14 protein-coding genes are annotated in these 15,910 nt (G+C 46.0%); 10 read left to right on the forward strand and 4 right to left on the reverse strand.

From position 1 onward, the window contains the following. The first annotated feature begins 2 nt into the window (after positions 1-2). Positions 3-776, forward strand: a complete 774-nt coding sequence (locus MSG35_RS03050; RefSeq protein WP_248382766.1) for a helix-turn-helix transcriptional regulator — start codon at positions 3-5, stop codon at positions 774-776. Positions 777-876: 100 nt separating this feature from the next. On the opposite strand, the gene uxuA is transcribed toward MSG35_RS03050, so the two are convergent. The 3 genes from uxuA to MSG35_RS03065 all read right to left on the reverse strand — a co-directional run bounded on the left by uxuA (position 877) and on the right by MSG35_RS03065 (position 4,145). Beyond that, a complete protein-coding gene (gene uxuA, locus MSG35_RS03055; RefSeq protein ID WP_248382767.1) occupies positions 877-2,064 on the reverse strand; it encodes a mannonate dehydratase in 1,188 nt (395 codons plus the stop codon). 207 nt (positions 2,065-2,271) lie between these two features. Beyond that, complete coding sequence (locus MSG35_RS03060) at positions 2,272-3,054, reverse strand: FCD domain-containing protein (protein ID WP_048610343.1); 783 nt, start codon at positions 3,052-3,054, stop codon at positions 2,272-2,274. Positions 3,055-3,161: 107 nt separating this feature from the next. Further along, on the reverse strand, positions 3,162-4,145 hold the full coding sequence (locus tag MSG35_RS03065) for a TRAP transporter substrate-binding protein (protein WP_054542902.1): 984 nt from the start codon (positions 4,143-4,145) through the stop codon (positions 3,162-3,164). Positions 4,146-4,444: 299 nt separating this feature from the next. Between MSG35_RS03065 and MSG35_RS03070 the strand changes: the two genes are divergently transcribed. The 9 genes from MSG35_RS03070 (at position 4,445) to MSG35_RS03110 (ending at position 14,296) form a co-directional block, all read left to right on the forward strand. Next, positions 4,445-4,957, forward strand: coding sequence for a TRAP transporter small permease (locus MSG35_RS03070; RefSeq protein ID WP_248382768.1), 513 nt, complete (start codon positions 4,445-4,447; stop codon positions 4,955-4,957). A 15-nt stretch (positions 4,958-4,972) separates the two neighbouring features. Next, positions 4,973-6,280, forward strand: coding sequence for a TRAP transporter large permease subunit (locus MSG35_RS03075; protein ID WP_048609953.1), 1,308 nt, complete (start codon positions 4,973-4,975; stop codon positions 6,278-6,280). A gap of 96 nt (positions 6,281-6,376) precedes the next feature. Continuing rightward, on the forward strand, positions 6,377-7,840 hold the full coding sequence (locus tag MSG35_RS03080) for a fructuronate reductase (RefSeq protein WP_248382769.1): 1,464 nt from the start codon (positions 6,377-6,379) through the stop codon (positions 7,838-7,840). Positions 7,841-7,852: 12 nt separating this feature from the next. After that, positions 7,853-9,265, forward strand: a complete 1,413-nt coding sequence (uxaC, locus tag MSG35_RS03085; RefSeq protein WP_248382770.1) for a glucuronate isomerase — start codon at positions 7,853-7,855, stop codon at positions 9,263-9,265. Between the two features lie 3 nt (positions 9,266-9,268). Then, complete coding sequence (locus MSG35_RS03090; protein ID WP_248382771.1) at positions 9,269-10,261, forward strand: sugar kinase; 993 nt, start codon at positions 9,269-9,271, stop codon at positions 10,259-10,261. Between the two features lie 9 nt (positions 10,262-10,270). Beyond that, positions 10,271-10,897 (forward strand): bifunctional 4-hydroxy-2-oxoglutarate aldolase/2-dehydro-3-deoxy-phosphogluconate aldolase, encoded by a 627-nt coding sequence (locus MSG35_RS03095; RefSeq protein ID WP_017068137.1) that lies wholly within the window; start codon positions 10,271-10,273, stop codon positions 10,895-10,897. Between the two features lie 129 nt (positions 10,898-11,026). Then, a complete protein-coding gene (locus tag MSG35_RS03100) occupies positions 11,027-11,530 on the forward strand; it encodes a YgjV family protein (RefSeq protein WP_017057788.1) in 504 nt (167 codons plus the stop codon). Positions 11,531-11,802: 272 nt separating this feature from the next. Then, on the forward strand, positions 11,803-13,851 hold the full coding sequence (locus tag MSG35_RS03105) for a glycoside hydrolase family 3 N-terminal domain-containing protein (RefSeq protein WP_248382772.1): 2,049 nt from the start codon (positions 11,803-11,805) through the stop codon (positions 13,849-13,851). A gap of 64 nt (positions 13,852-13,915) precedes the next feature. Then, positions 13,916-14,296, forward strand: coding sequence for a hypothetical protein (locus tag MSG35_RS03110; protein ID WP_048609959.1), 381 nt, complete (start codon positions 13,916-13,918; stop codon positions 14,294-14,296). A gap of 116 nt (positions 14,297-14,412) precedes the next feature. Here MSG35_RS03110 and MSG35_RS03115 read toward each other — a convergent pair whose 3' ends face one another. After that, positions 14,413-15,867, reverse strand: coding sequence for a glutathione synthase (locus tag MSG35_RS03115; RefSeq protein WP_248382773.1), 1,455 nt, complete (start codon positions 15,865-15,867; stop codon positions 14,413-14,415). Positions 15,868-15,910 lie beyond the last annotated feature (43 nt).

The following is a 15,910-nucleotide window of genomic DNA, read 5'->3' on the forward strand; positions in this document are numbered from 1 at the left end:
AAATGGCATTAATCAGCGAAACGATTGAGTTTGATGCAGACAGCTCACCTGCGCCCGTAATAGGGATTGCGGCAGAGCTAGGTCAGCATGATTCAGGAATACATCACCACGTAAAAGGACAGCTGCTGTATGCTCCGCAGGGTTGCATCACCTTGACCTTAGAAAACGCCATTTGCATTTTGCCGCCGACTAAAGCCGTGTGGATCCCGCCTTATACCAAGCATCGAGCGCAGATGACCAATGTGGTTGCTTATCGGTCGCTCTATTTTGATAGCAGTATCTACACCTGCCCAGAAGCGATTGAAATTGTGGAAGTGAATGAGCTTTTAAAAGCCCTGATCAATAAGATGGCTTTCTGGGATTGGGACATTGCCAGCGAGCAAACCACCAATACCGCCAACCTATTCTGGGAAGAGTTTTACAGCGCTAACCAACACTCGTTTATCTTGCCGCTACCAACAGATCGCCGTTTTAAAAGCTTTTGTAAACGAGTCCGAACCGCTTCCTTTCTTGCCCCAGCCCTCTCGACATTAGCGAACTCGGTTGGCGCAAGCACCAAAACGATTACTCGATTATTCAAAGCCGAAACAGGCATGACTTATCAAGAGTGGCGACAGCAATGGCGCTTGTTTAAAGCGATTGAACTGCTCTCAGAAAACCGACAAGTCTGTGATGTGGCTCATCTGCTAGAGTTCTCATCCAACAGTGCGTTTATTTCCTTTTTCAAACAGCAAACTGGACAAACCCCGTTGGCGTTTACCAAGTTAGGGACGTGATCTTAGTGATCCAAACTCTTAGGTTTTACTGAGCTCAGATACAAAAAAACCAGAACATGAGTTCTGGTTTTTAGGCGTATTTTAAAGCTAGATGCGGTCGTTACTTGGTGTAGAAAGCGCGTTTCAATGCCATCTCTAAACCACGAACTTCAGCTAAGCCTTTCAATCGACCAATCGCCGAATAACCTGGGTTAGTGGTTTTCTTAAGGTCATCCAGCATTTGATGGCCGTGATCCGGACGCATTGGAATTAAGCGGTGATCGCCCACTTCTGCACGACGATTTTCTTCATCCAAAATAGCCATCACAACGTTGTACATGTCCACATCACCATCTAGGTGCGCTGCTTCGTGGAATGTCATTGGGTTGCTCTCTTCACGCTTAGTTGAGCGCAGGTGCGTAAAGTAAATTCGGTCACCGTGCTTTTTGATCATATTAACCAGATCATTGTCGCCACGAACACCGTATGAACCCGTACACATCGTCAAGCCATTCATTTTGCTTGGCACATGTTCGGTCAACCAATCGATGTCTTCGATCGTTGAAACGATGCGAGGCAAGCCTAGAATCGGACGCGGTGGATCGTCTGGGTGAACGGCCATCTTCAAACCATTCGCATCACAGATAGGCATCAACTCAGCAAGGAAGTAAGACATGTGCTCACGTAGCTTGTCTTTGTCGATTCCCGCATAGCGATCTAGCTGTGCTTGAAACGCTTCTAGTGTGTAACCTTCTTCAGCGCCTGGCAGGCCAGCGATGATGTTATTGGTCAGTTGCTGAATTTGCTCTGGCGTCATTTTGTTGAAGTAATCCAACGCTTGAGCTTGCTCTGATTCTGAATAGTCCGATTCTGCGCCTGGACGTTTCAAGATATGCAGCTCAAATGCCGCAAACGCGATTTGGTCAAAGCGCAGTGCGCGCGAGCCATCAGGCATTTCAAATTCTAAATCGGTACGTGTCCAATCCAACACGGGCATGAAGTTATAACAAACCGTATCGATGCCACACTCAGCAAGGTTAGACAGAGTTTGCTTATAGTTCTCAATCCATTGCTGGTAGTTGCCAGTTTGAGTTTTGATCTCTTCGTGCACAGGCACGCTTTCTACGACCGACCACGTTAAACCTTTCTCTTCGATAATGGCTTTACGCTTAAGGATTTCTTCTTTTGTCCAAACTTCACCATTTGGAATATGGTGCAGTGCATTCACAATACCAGTTGCGCCCGCTTGACGAATATCGTCTAGCGAAACTTGATCATTAGGGCCGTACCAACGCCACGTTTGTTCCATGAGACTTACCTTTCTTTAAGACGCACTTAGCCGGCTCGAATTAATCAAGCTAAATGCAATAACGACTTCTTAATGGCAGCAATGACAATTACTGCCCGAGATAGCACCGGTCTACGCCGGTCTAAAGACGATTACCTATCTACAACCTAGTGAATGAATCAGCTTTCAAGAGGAGCCTTGTCGCTGAATTCAACATTAGCTTCAGAACTAGCTTTCTGAGCTAAGCAGCACCACTGGGTTGGAGCTAAATAAGTAACCATCAAAGTTTGGGTCATCAATGTCTGACAGCGCTAACAAACGCTGTTTAACATTCTCAAGGTGTTGCCACATTGCGTTCTTAGCAGCGACAGGGTCTTTGCGCTGTAAGGCGGCGAGGATACGAGCGTGATCATCTAACCATTCTTCACGGTAATCTTGACCACTGATGTGAGAGTGGAGTTTATTCCACATTGGACTCTTTTCGCGTCGCTCCCAGGATTGTTTCAACATGTCTACCAGCACAGAGTTTTGAGTTGCCTCTGCAATACACATGTGAAATCTTTCATCTCCGCTGCAATCGGTGGTGCCGCTTGCAAGCTCTTCGCGCTCGAGTTCGAGTGCAGAGCGCATCTTAATGATGTCGCCCGGAGTGACCTGAGTTGCCGCAAACTCCGCGATATTACTTTCTAGTAATTGGCGGGCCTGCAGCATCTCGAATGGACCAGCATCATCGCTGACCACATTCTCGCGAGAATGAGTTGGAATGTTCAGGACATAAACACCCGACCCTTTTTTCACCTCAACTAAGTTTTCAAGCTCCAGCATGATGATTGCTTCACGCACCACAGTGCGGCTTACATCTAGACGATCAGCGATATCGCGTTCTGGAGGTAACCTATCTCCGACCTTATACAGGCCTTCAATCAGTTCTTTTCTTAGTACTAACCCTATCTCCTGATAAGGTCTTTTCGGCTCGAAAGGCATCATGATGATATTGTCACTTCTTTCCATTGTATTTCTCTCGCCATCATAATGACCAAATATAATTGGTCAACCTCTATATCTTAAAATGCAGTAACACCTTGTTTTTGTATTACTCTTTTTCCTATATTTTCTCGTTATTCAACCGCCTGAATACGGTCAATCAATGCGCTCAATTCTGGGTCCGCTTTATCTAGCGCGTCGTACATAGGTTGAACCGCTAGTGCGAACGCAGCTTTGTCTGGTTCCACAAAAGTAACGCCCATTTTCTCGGCTTTAGCACGCTCTTTTGCTTCCGATTCAGCCCACAATTTTTTCATCAATTCAGATGAATCACTTGCCGCCTTCATTAACGCATCTTGTTGTTCTGTAGTCAGTTTATCGTATGCTTTGGTTGAGATAACCAACACATCCGGAACCATCGTGTGCTCATCTAAGCTGAAGTATTTAGACACTTCACTGTGACGGCTCAAGCTGAAAGAAGGAATGTTATTTTCAGCCGCATCTACGACACCTTGCTGCAGTGCTGTGTACAACTCACCGTAAGCTAGTGGCGTTGGGTTACCGCCTAACGCTTTCACCATCGCAATAGCTGATGGGCTTGGTTGAACACGAACTTTCAAACCTTTCAGATCTTCTGGTGTGTTAATTGGCTTATTGGTATAGAAGCTACGCGCACCAGCGTCGTAGTAAGTCACACCAATAAAGCCGCTATCACGAGAAGAGTTAAGAATGTCACGGCCTACTTCACCATCAGTCACACTGTAGTAGTGCGCTTGATCGCGGAATAAGTAAGGCATGTTGAATGATGAATAAGCAGGAGAAAAAGCTTCTAGCTCAGCAGCATTACTTTTCACCATATCTAAAGCGCCGTTCTGCATCAGCTCCATAGATTCACGCTGTGTACCCAATTGAGCATCAGGGTAAATACGAATACGCACCTCACCGTCAGTCAATTCACGTACTTCTTTCGCCATAAACGTCATCGCTTCATGTACTGCATGGTCACGAGGGTGGTTATGGCTCAGTTTCAATGTTGTCGCTGCATAAGCAGAAGCTGTTGCTCCAAAAGTCAAAGCAGCACCGACAACCGCACTAATCAAAGTTTTACGCGTCATCATCATTCTTATTCTCCGTGGATTGGTTATCCAAAATGTAGGGTGTTTTTTGTTATGGGCTCATATTGGGGCTCAAAAAAGGAACCGTCAAAGCTGAAATTAAAATTGATTGACCAATATCACAATAAAAACCCATAAATTGGTCAACCAAAATCATTTGTGAAGTTGCTCACGCCAACCAAAAAATGAATAGCTTATGATTCAGCCAGATTTTTGAACATCCCATCCCTACATAGAAACAATTTCTTACATTGGTAAACCAATTGTTATGAGATACGCAATTTTGTTGAAAGGAAATAAACATGAATAAATTGGTCAGTTACATAAATAGAGGGTTGGCCGCCTTTACAGTGTCTCTATCGTCTTTCTTAGTGCTGTGTGTGATATGGCAGGTTTTATCCCGCTATGTTATTGGCAAACCAAGTACTGTTACCGACGAGCTCGCGCGTTATCTCTTTATGTGGGTAGCCTTAATTGGTGCTGCTTACACTACGGGTCTGAAACGCCACCTTGCCATCGACCTGCTTACGATGAAGCTGACTGGCAAACGCAAATTAATCAACGAAATCGTTATCCAAATAGCCATCGCTTCTTTCTCTTATATCGTTCTAGTACACGGTGGAAGCCAACTTGCTGCTAAAACGCTTGCGATGGGACAGCTGACTCCCGCTCTAGGTTTAGAAATGGGCTACATCTACTTCTGCTTACCGATTAGTGGCGCTTTGATGATTTTTTACTCCGTCGTATTTACCTACGAACGCGTTGAACAATTAATGTCAGGTGACGATTTGATCACCGACTCACAACTTGATTGATAGAAGGATTTCACAATGGAATGGCAAGTAATACTGACCTTATTCGGTAGTTTCGCTGTACTGCTTACAATCGGTGTACCGGTCTCTTTTGCGATTGGTTTATCGTCACTAGCAACCATCTTAATGAGCTTACCACTTGAGCCTGCAATCGCTGTAGTTGCTCAACGTATGGCCGCTGGCCTTGATAACTTTGCACTATTGGCAATCCCGTTCTTCATTTTGGCGGGCAACATCATGAACCAAGGCGGCATCGCGCTGCGTTTGATCAACTTCGCGAAAGTGTTAGGTGGTCGTCTACCTGGTTCATTGGCACACGTAAACGTGATGGCAAACATGATGTTTGGTTCTATCTCAGGCTCAGCGGTTGCATCGGCTGCTGCAGTGGGTGGCACCATGTCTCCTCTGCAAAAGAAAGACGGCTACGACGAAAACTTCTCTGCTGCGGTAAACATTACGTCGTGTCCTACTGGTCTATTGATTCCGCCAAGTAACACGCTGATCGTTTTCTCGTTGGTTTCTGGTGGTACTTCAATTGCGGCGCTGTTCTTAGCGGGTTACATCCCAGGTATCTTGATGGGATTAAGTATCATGATTGTGGCGGGTATCATCGCGAAACGTCGCGGTTACCCAGTGGCAGCGCGTCCTTCATTATCAATGGTTTGGGATACCTTCTTAAAAGCGGCACCTTCTTTAGCACTGATCGGCATCATCATGGGCGGCATCATTGGCGGTATCTTTACTGCAACTGAGGCTTCTGCAATTGCTGTGGTATACACGTTTGTTTTAGCTGTGCTTGTCTACCGTGAAGTGAAATGGGGCGATATTCCAAAGATCATCCTTGAGTCTGCAGTAACAACATCTATCGTTCTATTACTGGTTGGCGCATCAATGGGTATGTCTTGGGCAATGGCGAACGCCGATGTGCCTTACATGATTGCTGATGCATTACTGGCGGTTTCTGATAACCCGCTAATGATTCTATTGATCATCAACATCATTCTGCTGATTGTGGGTATCTTCATGGATATGACACCAGCGGTACTGATCTTCACACCAATCTTCTTACCAATTGCGCTAGACCTAGGCATCGACCCTGTTCACTTCGGCATCATGATGACCTTCAACCTTGCTATCGGTATCTGTACACCGCCAGTAGGTAGTGCTCTGTTCATTGGTTGTTCGGTTGCCAACATTGCCATCGACAAAGTCATCAAACCTTTGCTGCCATTCTACGCAGCACTGATTGCAGCCTTGATGGCCGTTACTTTTATCCCTGAGCTGAGCTTGTTCCTACCTGAATTGGTACTGGGCTACGGTTCGTAATTTGGTCACAGATACATTCTAAGACTGCTAAACACTCAAACGTTTTACCAAATAATAAAATCCCGCTGGTTCGCTGGCGGGAAAAGGAACTGAATAATGAAGACTGTTGCTAACTCTACGCTGCCAAACACTGTATTACGACCTGACTACGACCGTTCAGCACTCCAAAGCCGTATTGTGCATCTTGGTTTCGGCGCATTTCACCGAGCACACCAAGCGCTGTTCACCAATGAAATGCTCAGCAAAACCAATACTGATTGGGGCATTTGTGAGATAAACCTATTCGGCGGCGAAGACCTAATTGAATCACTTCGCGCGCAAGACCACCTTTACACCGTAGCTGAAAAAGGCGCTGAATCCACAGACGTTAAAGTGATCGGCTCAGTGACCGAATCTCTTCACCCAAGCCTAGATGGCATCGAAACCGTATTAGAAAAAATGTCTGAGCCTCAAGTGGCTATCGTTTCTATGACCATCACAGAGAAAGGCTACTGCGCTGACCCAGCGACAGGAAAACTCGACAAAAATAATCCATTAGTCATCGCTGACCTAGCTAACCCAACTCAACCAAAATCAGCGCTCGGCTATATTGTCCAAGCCCTAAAAATTCGCCGCGAACGTGGCTTAACACCGTTCACGGTTATGTCTTGCGACAACGTGCAAGAGAACGGTCATGTAGCAAAAGCAGCGATCATTAAGTTCGCTCAACTGCTTGACCCAGAATTACGTGATTGGATTGAAACCAATGTCACCTTTCCATGCACCATGGTTGACCGCATCGTACCCGCAGCAACAGAAGAAACATTGACAGAAATTGCAGAACTGCTTGGTTGTGAAGACCCATGTGGCATCGCTTGTGAACCCTTCCGCCAATGGGTGATTGAAGATAACTTTGTGGCAGGTCGTCCAGACTGGAATGTCGCTGGCGCAGAGTTCGTAGAAGATGTAGTGCCTTACGAAGAGATGAAACTGCGCATGCTCAATGGCAGTCACTCTTTCCTTGCTTACCTTGGATACCTTGGTGGCTACGATCATATTTCCGACACCATGACGGATGCTGGCTACCGAAAAGCCGCTTTTGACATGATGATGAAATCCCAAGCACCGTCGTTAACGATGCCTGAAGGGACTGATTTAGAAGGTTACGCAACCTTGCTGATCAACCGCTTCACTAACCCAAGCTTGAAGCACAAGACGTGGCAGATTGCGATGGATGGCAGCCAGAAGATCCCTCAACGTATGGGTGGCAGCTTACGATTCCATTTAGAGCAAGGCTCAGATTTCTCGTGGCTTGCAACCGCCATCGCTGGCTGGATGCGCTATGTATCTGGCGTTAACGAGCAAGGCAACGAGATTGATGTTCGCGATCCTATGGCAGACACACTTCGCCAGATCTGCGACCAGCATGGACTCAATGTTTCTGTTGTTCCGGCATTACTTGCGGTTGAAGCGATTTTCCCTGCCGAACTAGGCCAAAACCCGCAGGTGATTGATGCGGTAAGTTCAGCGTACCAATCATTAATTGAACACGGTGCTGTTGCGACCGTGGCTGCGTTGTAAGGAGTACAAACAATGAAGAATTTCTTATGTGAAGACTTTTTGCTGTCGAATGAGACAGCGCGCCGCTTGTACCACGAACACGCAAGCCACCAGCCGATTTATGACTATCACTGCCACCTAAACCCGGCAGAAGTGGCTCAAGATCGTCAGTTCGAAAACATGTCTAAGATTTGGCTTGAAGGTGACCACTACAAATGGCGTGGTATGCGTTCAGCAGGGATTAATGAGCGTCTGATTACTGGAGGCGCAAGCGATTATGATAAGTTCATGGCATGGGCTAGAACCGTCCCTCAAACCTTGGGCAACCCACTTTACCACTGGACTCATTTAGAACTGCGCCGCCCATTTGGTATTACTGGCACTCTATTTGGTCCAGAAACCGCAGACCAAATTTGGCACGAAGGCAACGAGCTATTAGCGACACCAGAATTTAGTGCTCGCGGCATCATGAAGCAAATGAATGTGGTGATGGCAGGTACGACAGACGACCCAATTGATTCTCTTGAACACCATAAAGCGATCGCTCAAGACAGTTCATTTGATGTGAAGGTACTACCAAGCTGGCGCCCAGATAAAGCGTTCAAAATTGAACTTGATGGCTTTGCTGATTACCTACAAAAATTAGGCATGGTTGCCAACGTTGAGATCACTCACTTCCATCATCTATTGAGTGCTTTAGACAGCCGCCTAACGCATTTCAACGACCATGGTTGCCGTGCAGCAGACCACGGTATTGAAGTGGTTCGCTACGCACCTATTCCATCAGAATCGGATTTGGATGCCCTGTTAACTCGACGCCTCAATGGTGAAGCACTCACCGATCTAGAATGTGCGCAGTTTTCAACAGCGGTTCAAGTGTGGCTAGGTAAGCGCTACGCCGCAATGGGTTGGGTAATGCAGCTTCACATTGGTGCTCAGCGCAATAACAACACGCGTATGTTCCAGCTGTTAGGCGCAGATGCAGGGTTTGATTCGATCAGCGATAAGACGTTTGCCTTCGAATTGGCTCACCTGTTGGACGAGATGGATCAAAGCAACGAGTTACCTCGCACCATCCTTTACTGCTTAAACCCTCGCGATAACGAGATGATGGCCACCATGATTGGTAACTTCCAAGGTGGCGGCATCGCGGGCAAAGTTCAGTTTGGTTCTGGTTGGTGGTTCAACGATCAGAAAGACGGCATGCAACGCCAAATGGAACAGTTATCTCAACTTGGTCTGCTTAGCCAGTTTGTCGGCATGCTGACTGACTCTCGCAGCTTCTTGTCGTACACACGCCACGAATACTTCCGCCGAATTCTGTGTGACATGCTTGGTCGTTGGGCTGAAAACGGCGAGGTGCCAAACGACATGTCACTGCTTGGCCCGATGGTCGAAGACATCTGCTTTGGAAACGCAAAACGCTACTTCGAAGAGAGGGCGTAATCAATGAAACATATCGCCATTATTGGTGAATGCATGATCGAGCTGAACGGCAAACCGTTCGGCTCAATGCATCAAACGTTTGGCGGAGACACACTCAATGCTGCGGTTTATTTAAGCCGCGGCTGCGAGGCCAACCTCAATCAAGATGACATCAAAGTGTCCTACGTCACGGCTTTGGGCGCAGACCCGATTAGCAAGGGAATGTTAGAACGCTGGCAACAAGAAGGGGTATCGACTGACCTTGTTCTTCAAGACAGCCAACGTACTCCAGGCCTATACCTGATTCAGCTTGATGACGCAGGTGAACGTACCTTCCTGTATTGGAGAAATCAATCGGCTGCGCGCTACCTGCTGCAGCACCCAGATTTCAATCAGATAAAACAGGCACTGCGCAATGTCGATATGGTTTTTCTCAGCGGCATCACATTAGCGATTCTGCCTGAGCAAGATCGTATCGAGCTATTGAACATCTTGGTTGAGTTGAAGACGCAAGGTGTTGAGATCGCCTTCGACAGTAACTTCCGCCCTGCACTTTGGCCACAGGACGAAAACCAAACCGTCAAAAACAGTTACCAAGCCATGTATACATTGACGGATTTAGCGTTAGTAACATTCGATGATGAGCAGTTAATTTGGGGAGATGCTTCACCTGAACAAACTATCGAACGTCTAACGGCGCTGGGGGTTAAGCGATGCATCGTTAAACTGGGTGCAGATGGCTGTCTCATTCAAGATGCCACCTTTCAGGGTGACATAAATCCAGATTCTGGTACTGCTTCGACTCCACGGGCGGTGCCGACCCTACCTGTTGAACATGTCGTTGATACGACCTCGGCAGGAGACTCATTCAATGGCGGATTTTTATCTGCTTACCTTGCGGGCGAAGACTTAACAAAGTCATGCCAGCGCGGTAACACCATGGCAGGCGTCGTTATCCAACATCGTGGTGCCATTATTGCTAAAGAACTAACTCAAGCGGCCATCACAGCCATTTAAGGAATACCAATGTCTAACATCAAACAACAACTGAAAACACTGAAAGTTATCCCTGTGATCGCTATCGACAACGCTGAAGACATCATCCCTCTGGGTAAAGTGTTAGCTGAAAATGGTTTACCTGCAGCAGAAATTACATTCCGTTCGGAAGCTGCAGTTGAAGCTATTCGTCTACTTCGTGAATCACAACCAGATATGTTGATCGGCGCAGGCACTGTACTCAATCGTGAGCAAGCTATCGCCGCTAAAGAAGCAGGCGCAACGTTCGTCGTTTCTCCTGGATTTAACCCAAACACGGTAAGAGCCTGCCAAGAGATTGGTATTGATATCATTCCTGGGGTCAACAACCCGAGTACAGTAGAAGCCGCTCTAGAAATGGGTTTAACCACATTGAAGTTCTTCCCTGCTGAAGCATCAGGTGGCATCAACATGGTTAAGTCACTTCTTGCGCCTTACACGGATATTGAGATCATGCCGACTGGTGGCATTAACCCAAACAACATTAAAGACTACCTAGCGATACCTCGAGTGCTCGCATGTGGTGGTACTTGGATGGTAGATAAGAAGCTGATTGAAGAAGGTAATTGGGAAGAGCTGGCTCATTTAACTCGTGAAGCCGTTAAGTTAGTCAATTAAACCTAATGCAATAGCACCTTTAGCGTTATATCTAGCCCTCCTTTTGGAGGGTTATTTTATGGTTGAGCATTATTCTCTCAAAGTTAATATTTAATCGTGATCGATAGCATCTAAAAATAAAGGCTAAATATGGAAAACTGGATAACACAAGGAGTTGGCGGCCTGGCTTTTTGTATCGGTGTAATGGCCTTTTGGCAAAAAGATGATATGCGTTTTCGCTATCAAATGATGATCTTTTGTTTTGTCATGAGCATCCATTTCATATTAATGGGTGCCATAGTGGCGGCTATAGGCGTAATTATTAATGCTATTCGCAGTTACGTATCGATAAAAACTCAATCACGCAAAGTGATGTGGTTCTTTATTGGCTTAATGTGGTGCATGACTTTACCCAACATGAATCATTTCTTTGAGTTTATTACGGTTGTTGGTTCATCCGTTGCGACATGGGCACTCTTTTCCAGACAAGGCATCGCCTTGAGATCCTTGATCTTATTCAATTCCTTCTGTTGGGCTAGCCATAACATTTGGATTGGTTCGATTGGCGGGTCCTTTGTCGAAATCACTTTTATAGTCACCAACATGGTCACTATCTATCGTTTACATCAGCGCAGATTGTTAACTATAAAATAGGCAATATATTTTTTATTCTAGATTTAAAATATGGAAGTAATACATCACTAATTAAATGGGGAATTAATTGGATATAAAAAATTTAAATCTAGTTAAGTTTACATTATTTAAACATCGTCAATATATTTCCAATACTAAATTGAATTAAATCACCAATTAAATTTATATGGTGATCCAAATCTTTAGTTTGATTTATTTTGGTTAACCAATAATCCGTTAATTATTAAAATTGGTCATGTACTTATTATTATACCAACAATAGGACCGTGACCATGAAGCGTCTTACCCTGACACCTATAGCAATCGCGTTGCTTCTTGCAGGATGCAACTCATCTGATAGCGACAATAACTTCCAACAGCCCCAAGTCCACTCTCGTGTTCATGATGTATTGAACGTTGAAGGTTACCAATTCCGAGATTCTAACGGCAATGGAACACTGGAACCCTTTGAAGACTGGCGATTATCTCCAGAAGAGCGAGCAGCAGACTTGGTTAGCCGAATGACGCTAGACGAGAAAGCCGGCATGATGCTCATTGACACCTTAAACTCGTCCGAAGGTGGGCTTGTTAGCAGTACAGGGCAAGACATGATTGCCGATGCCCAAATGACGCGCTTTATCTTCCGTAACACCGTTATCGAAACACCAATGAATGCACCTGACTGTGATTCTGGCCGTTCAGGCTGTCAGATAACCCCAACAGAAGCTGCCCAGTTCATGAATAGTGTTCAAGAACTGCGTGAACAAACTCGAATGGGTATCCCCGCTCTATTCAAGTCCAATGCTCGTAACCACATTGATCCATCTGCAAAAGCAGGGATCAACGTTTCTTCAGGTGCCTTTTCGGCTTGGCCTAAAGAGGCAGGTTTAGCAGCCACTCGCGACATGGATTTAATCACTGAATTTGCTGGCATCATGAATGAAGAATGGTCTTCAATTGGCCTGCGCAGTATGTACGGATACATGATGGATTTGGCGACAGAACCTCGCTGGTATCGAGTACACGAAACCTTTACCGAAGATGCCGATTTAGCGTCTGACATTATGCGTTCACTGATCAAAGGCTTGCAGGGTGGCGGTGAGGTCAACGAAGACAGTATCGCGCTAACCATCAAACACTTCCCTGGCGGCGGTCCACAAGAAAACGGCGGTGACCCACACTATGACTTTGGTAAGAACCAAGTCTATCCAAAGAACAATTTTGATTACCACCTAAAACCGTTTATTGCCGCGATTGAGGCTGGCGCTTCTTCAATCATGCCTTACTACGGCATCCCTGTAGATCAAAAGTGGATGCCAAACGATGTTGGCATGTCGTTTTCAAAAGGTATTGTCACCGACCTGCTCAGAGACGAATTGGGCTACACAGGTAACGTGAACTCAGATACCGGCATTATTGGTGAGCGAGCATGGGGTGTAGAACACAAAACGATTGATGAGCAAGTTGCAATGGCGGTCGAGGCTGGAGTCGATGTTCTTTCAGGTTTCCATGATAAAGAAGTCATCGTGAAACTGGTCGAAAAGGATCTGATCACCGAAGAGCGTGTCGACCTATCAGTAACACGCTTACTTGAAGAACAATTCAAGCTTGGCCTTTTCGAAAACACTTACGTTGATGAGAAAAAAGCCCAAGAGATTTTAGGCAATGAGAAGTACCAAGAACGCGCTGATTACGCACAGAAAAAGTCTGTCGTCTTACTTCAAAATACCAATAAGACTTTACCTTTAGCTGAATCAACCGCACAAGCTCCTGTTGCTCTGTATGTCATGGGAATGGACGAAAACATTGCTGGAGACGACAAGTACAACTTTGCCGTGACTTCCGGTGATTACGAAGCGGGAGAAACGCGTCCACCAGTACCAGCCGATACGGACTATGCGGTTATTCGTGTTCGCGTATCTAACGAAGGTTCAGATCCTGATCTTATCTTTGGTGGTGCGAACCCAGACGAACTCGATATTCTTGCATTCAGTGAAATGGCTACAGCTGCATCTTGGCATATTGAACCAAGCCTAAGCGACATCAAAGCCGTTATGGACGAAGTGGGTTCTGACAAAACGGTCTTGTCCATCAACTTTAGACAACCCTTCGTGCTAGACGATCAAAGTAATCTTAAGCAAGCCGGTGCCGTGATAGCCACATTTGGTGTCTCGGACAGCAACCTAATGGAAGTGCTTTCAGGCAACTTTGCTCCTCAAGGTAAACTGCCATTTGCTTTAGCGAACAGTGCCCAAGCCATTCAAAACCAAGACTCAGACTACCCTGGGTATGATCAAGCCGACACCCTTTACCCGTTCGGACATGGTTTAAGTTACGAATAATATTTGAGCTAATTCAGGCAGTGTTGAGCACTGCCTTTCCTTCTTAGATACCAAGGACAAAGTCATGGAACATATCTTACAACTGGGTTGGGATGATCACGCTATTCCACATAAAATCTGGATAGAACAATACTACGATGGGTGTCGTATCTGCTTGAAAGTCGTAAAAGACGTTGAGCCAGAAATGCTCTCATTGATTGTTCCAAATATTGATGTGCAAACCGCTCATAAGGCGTGGCAAGGCAAAGCGACGAACATTACACCAGCCTATGATGACGGCGTGTTGTTCACTCAAACTCGCTCGCTATTCAATTTGCCTCACGGCTGCGTGATTTGGGCGGTAACACATATCCAGATGCAAAACGGCTTAAAAATGTCGGCAGACAAATTGTGCTTCGTACCAAAATACAGCAATCAAGATTCTTGTTTTAAGGTTCCAGCATAACGTAACGACAAGCCGAGTCGCTTATCCAACTTGGCGCTAATCTGCAAAGAATCATAAACAAGGCCAGCGTATAAACGTTGGCCTTACTGCTGTCTGTTACTCGTTAGAATTCAGAACTAATCAATCAACACCAACGAATCGAGAATCCCTTTTCCACTGTGGATTCCACCTTCATTTTCGCTAGCGGGTTTGCTGCGGATTAAATAGCCCGCGTAGCCGTCTAACTCTGTTACTGGTTCACCTTTGAAGTAAGCGGTGAACAAACCCACTTCGCAGACTAAGTCTGTCACGAGCGTTTGTTGAGTGTCACGCACTGCAATGGTCGGCACGTCACGTTCATGCGGGTACAAGCGCTGCATCAATGCCCACGCGTCGTACTCTTCTGGTTTAAGCTGACTCAGTTGCTCGCTGATGTCATCACCGAATACACAATGACCACCGCCCTCACCTTGGTTTTTCAGCACCCATTCTTGCTTATCAGCTTGTGTGTTAAACCATTCAATTGCTTCATTGGTGATAGGCTTCATATCAGCCAGAACACTCTTGACCAGTTCGGCTTCTTCTCGCGTTAAACCCCAACGTGCGTATTCTGCTGCTGGCATCATGGTCAGCAGCATTTGCATGGTTTTACTGGTCGCTAATTGCTGGCTGATGGTCGCGTTCATTGCGACATGGTGTTGTTCCATAAACAAGCGAGTCTGACTTAGCGTATGGCAACAAACCGATTCATTTAGCTCTGGAGCCCAGTAATCGGAATACTGATAGCCAGCTCTTAGATACACCACATCGACAGCTCCGACATCTTTCAATAGCAGGCGTTGATTATCGCCCGATGAAAGCTGACAGCTCAATTGTTCAAAGGTACGACGAACCGTGCGAACACCCTGTTTTTGTAGCTCAACTTCAAGCAAATGTTGGTCATAAACGTTGTCTTCATTCTTCTGCACCACCATCAAGAACACCGGTTTATCTTGCTCATTAAAATCGGTTTTCACTGGCCTTGCAGCATTAGCGATACCATAAGCCAACTGCGTTAAGCCTTGGTTTTCAGCCGGTGTTGCTGACAATTCTTCCAACCAATGGTTATAAACGTTTGGCCACTGATTTTGCATGAACGCATGAAATTCCGTTGCTCGTTGACCAAAAGGCGCCATCCCTGCCGCAATACCATTAAACTCAATCACTTTGGCACCGTGTTGGCGATCGTCCATAAAATCAGTACGCATCAACAACAAAGGTTGTCGCGCTGGATTCAAGCGCTCATCCGCACTGCCATGGGCTTGTCGGTGCAACGCCATCAGACGACCAAAAAACGGATCGGCTTTCGCCATATCGCTCAATGATGACTGTAAAAAGTCGTGGTCTTCAGAAACATTATTGATGAGCTTGGTGATCAGCGGCGTCACCTTCAACAGGTGTTCAAAAACCTCACTCTCAATACTCATTGGAGCAAGGCTAAACGGGCAATGTCTCGCGGTATTGTCAGACTGACGAAAAGCGACACCGTGCATAATTGCCCACTCACAAGCATCTTCAATGACTTGTTGCGGAATCGATGGCATTGGATTCATTTAGATATCTCATTCTTGGCGGGCATTTGGCACCCGTAATAAG

The sequence above is a fragment of the Vibrio sp. 1CM23M genome, assembly GCF_023161755.1.
Taxonomy (GTDB): domain Bacteria; phylum Pseudomonadota; class Gammaproteobacteria; order Enterobacterales; family Vibrionaceae; genus Vibrio; species Vibrio coralliirubri.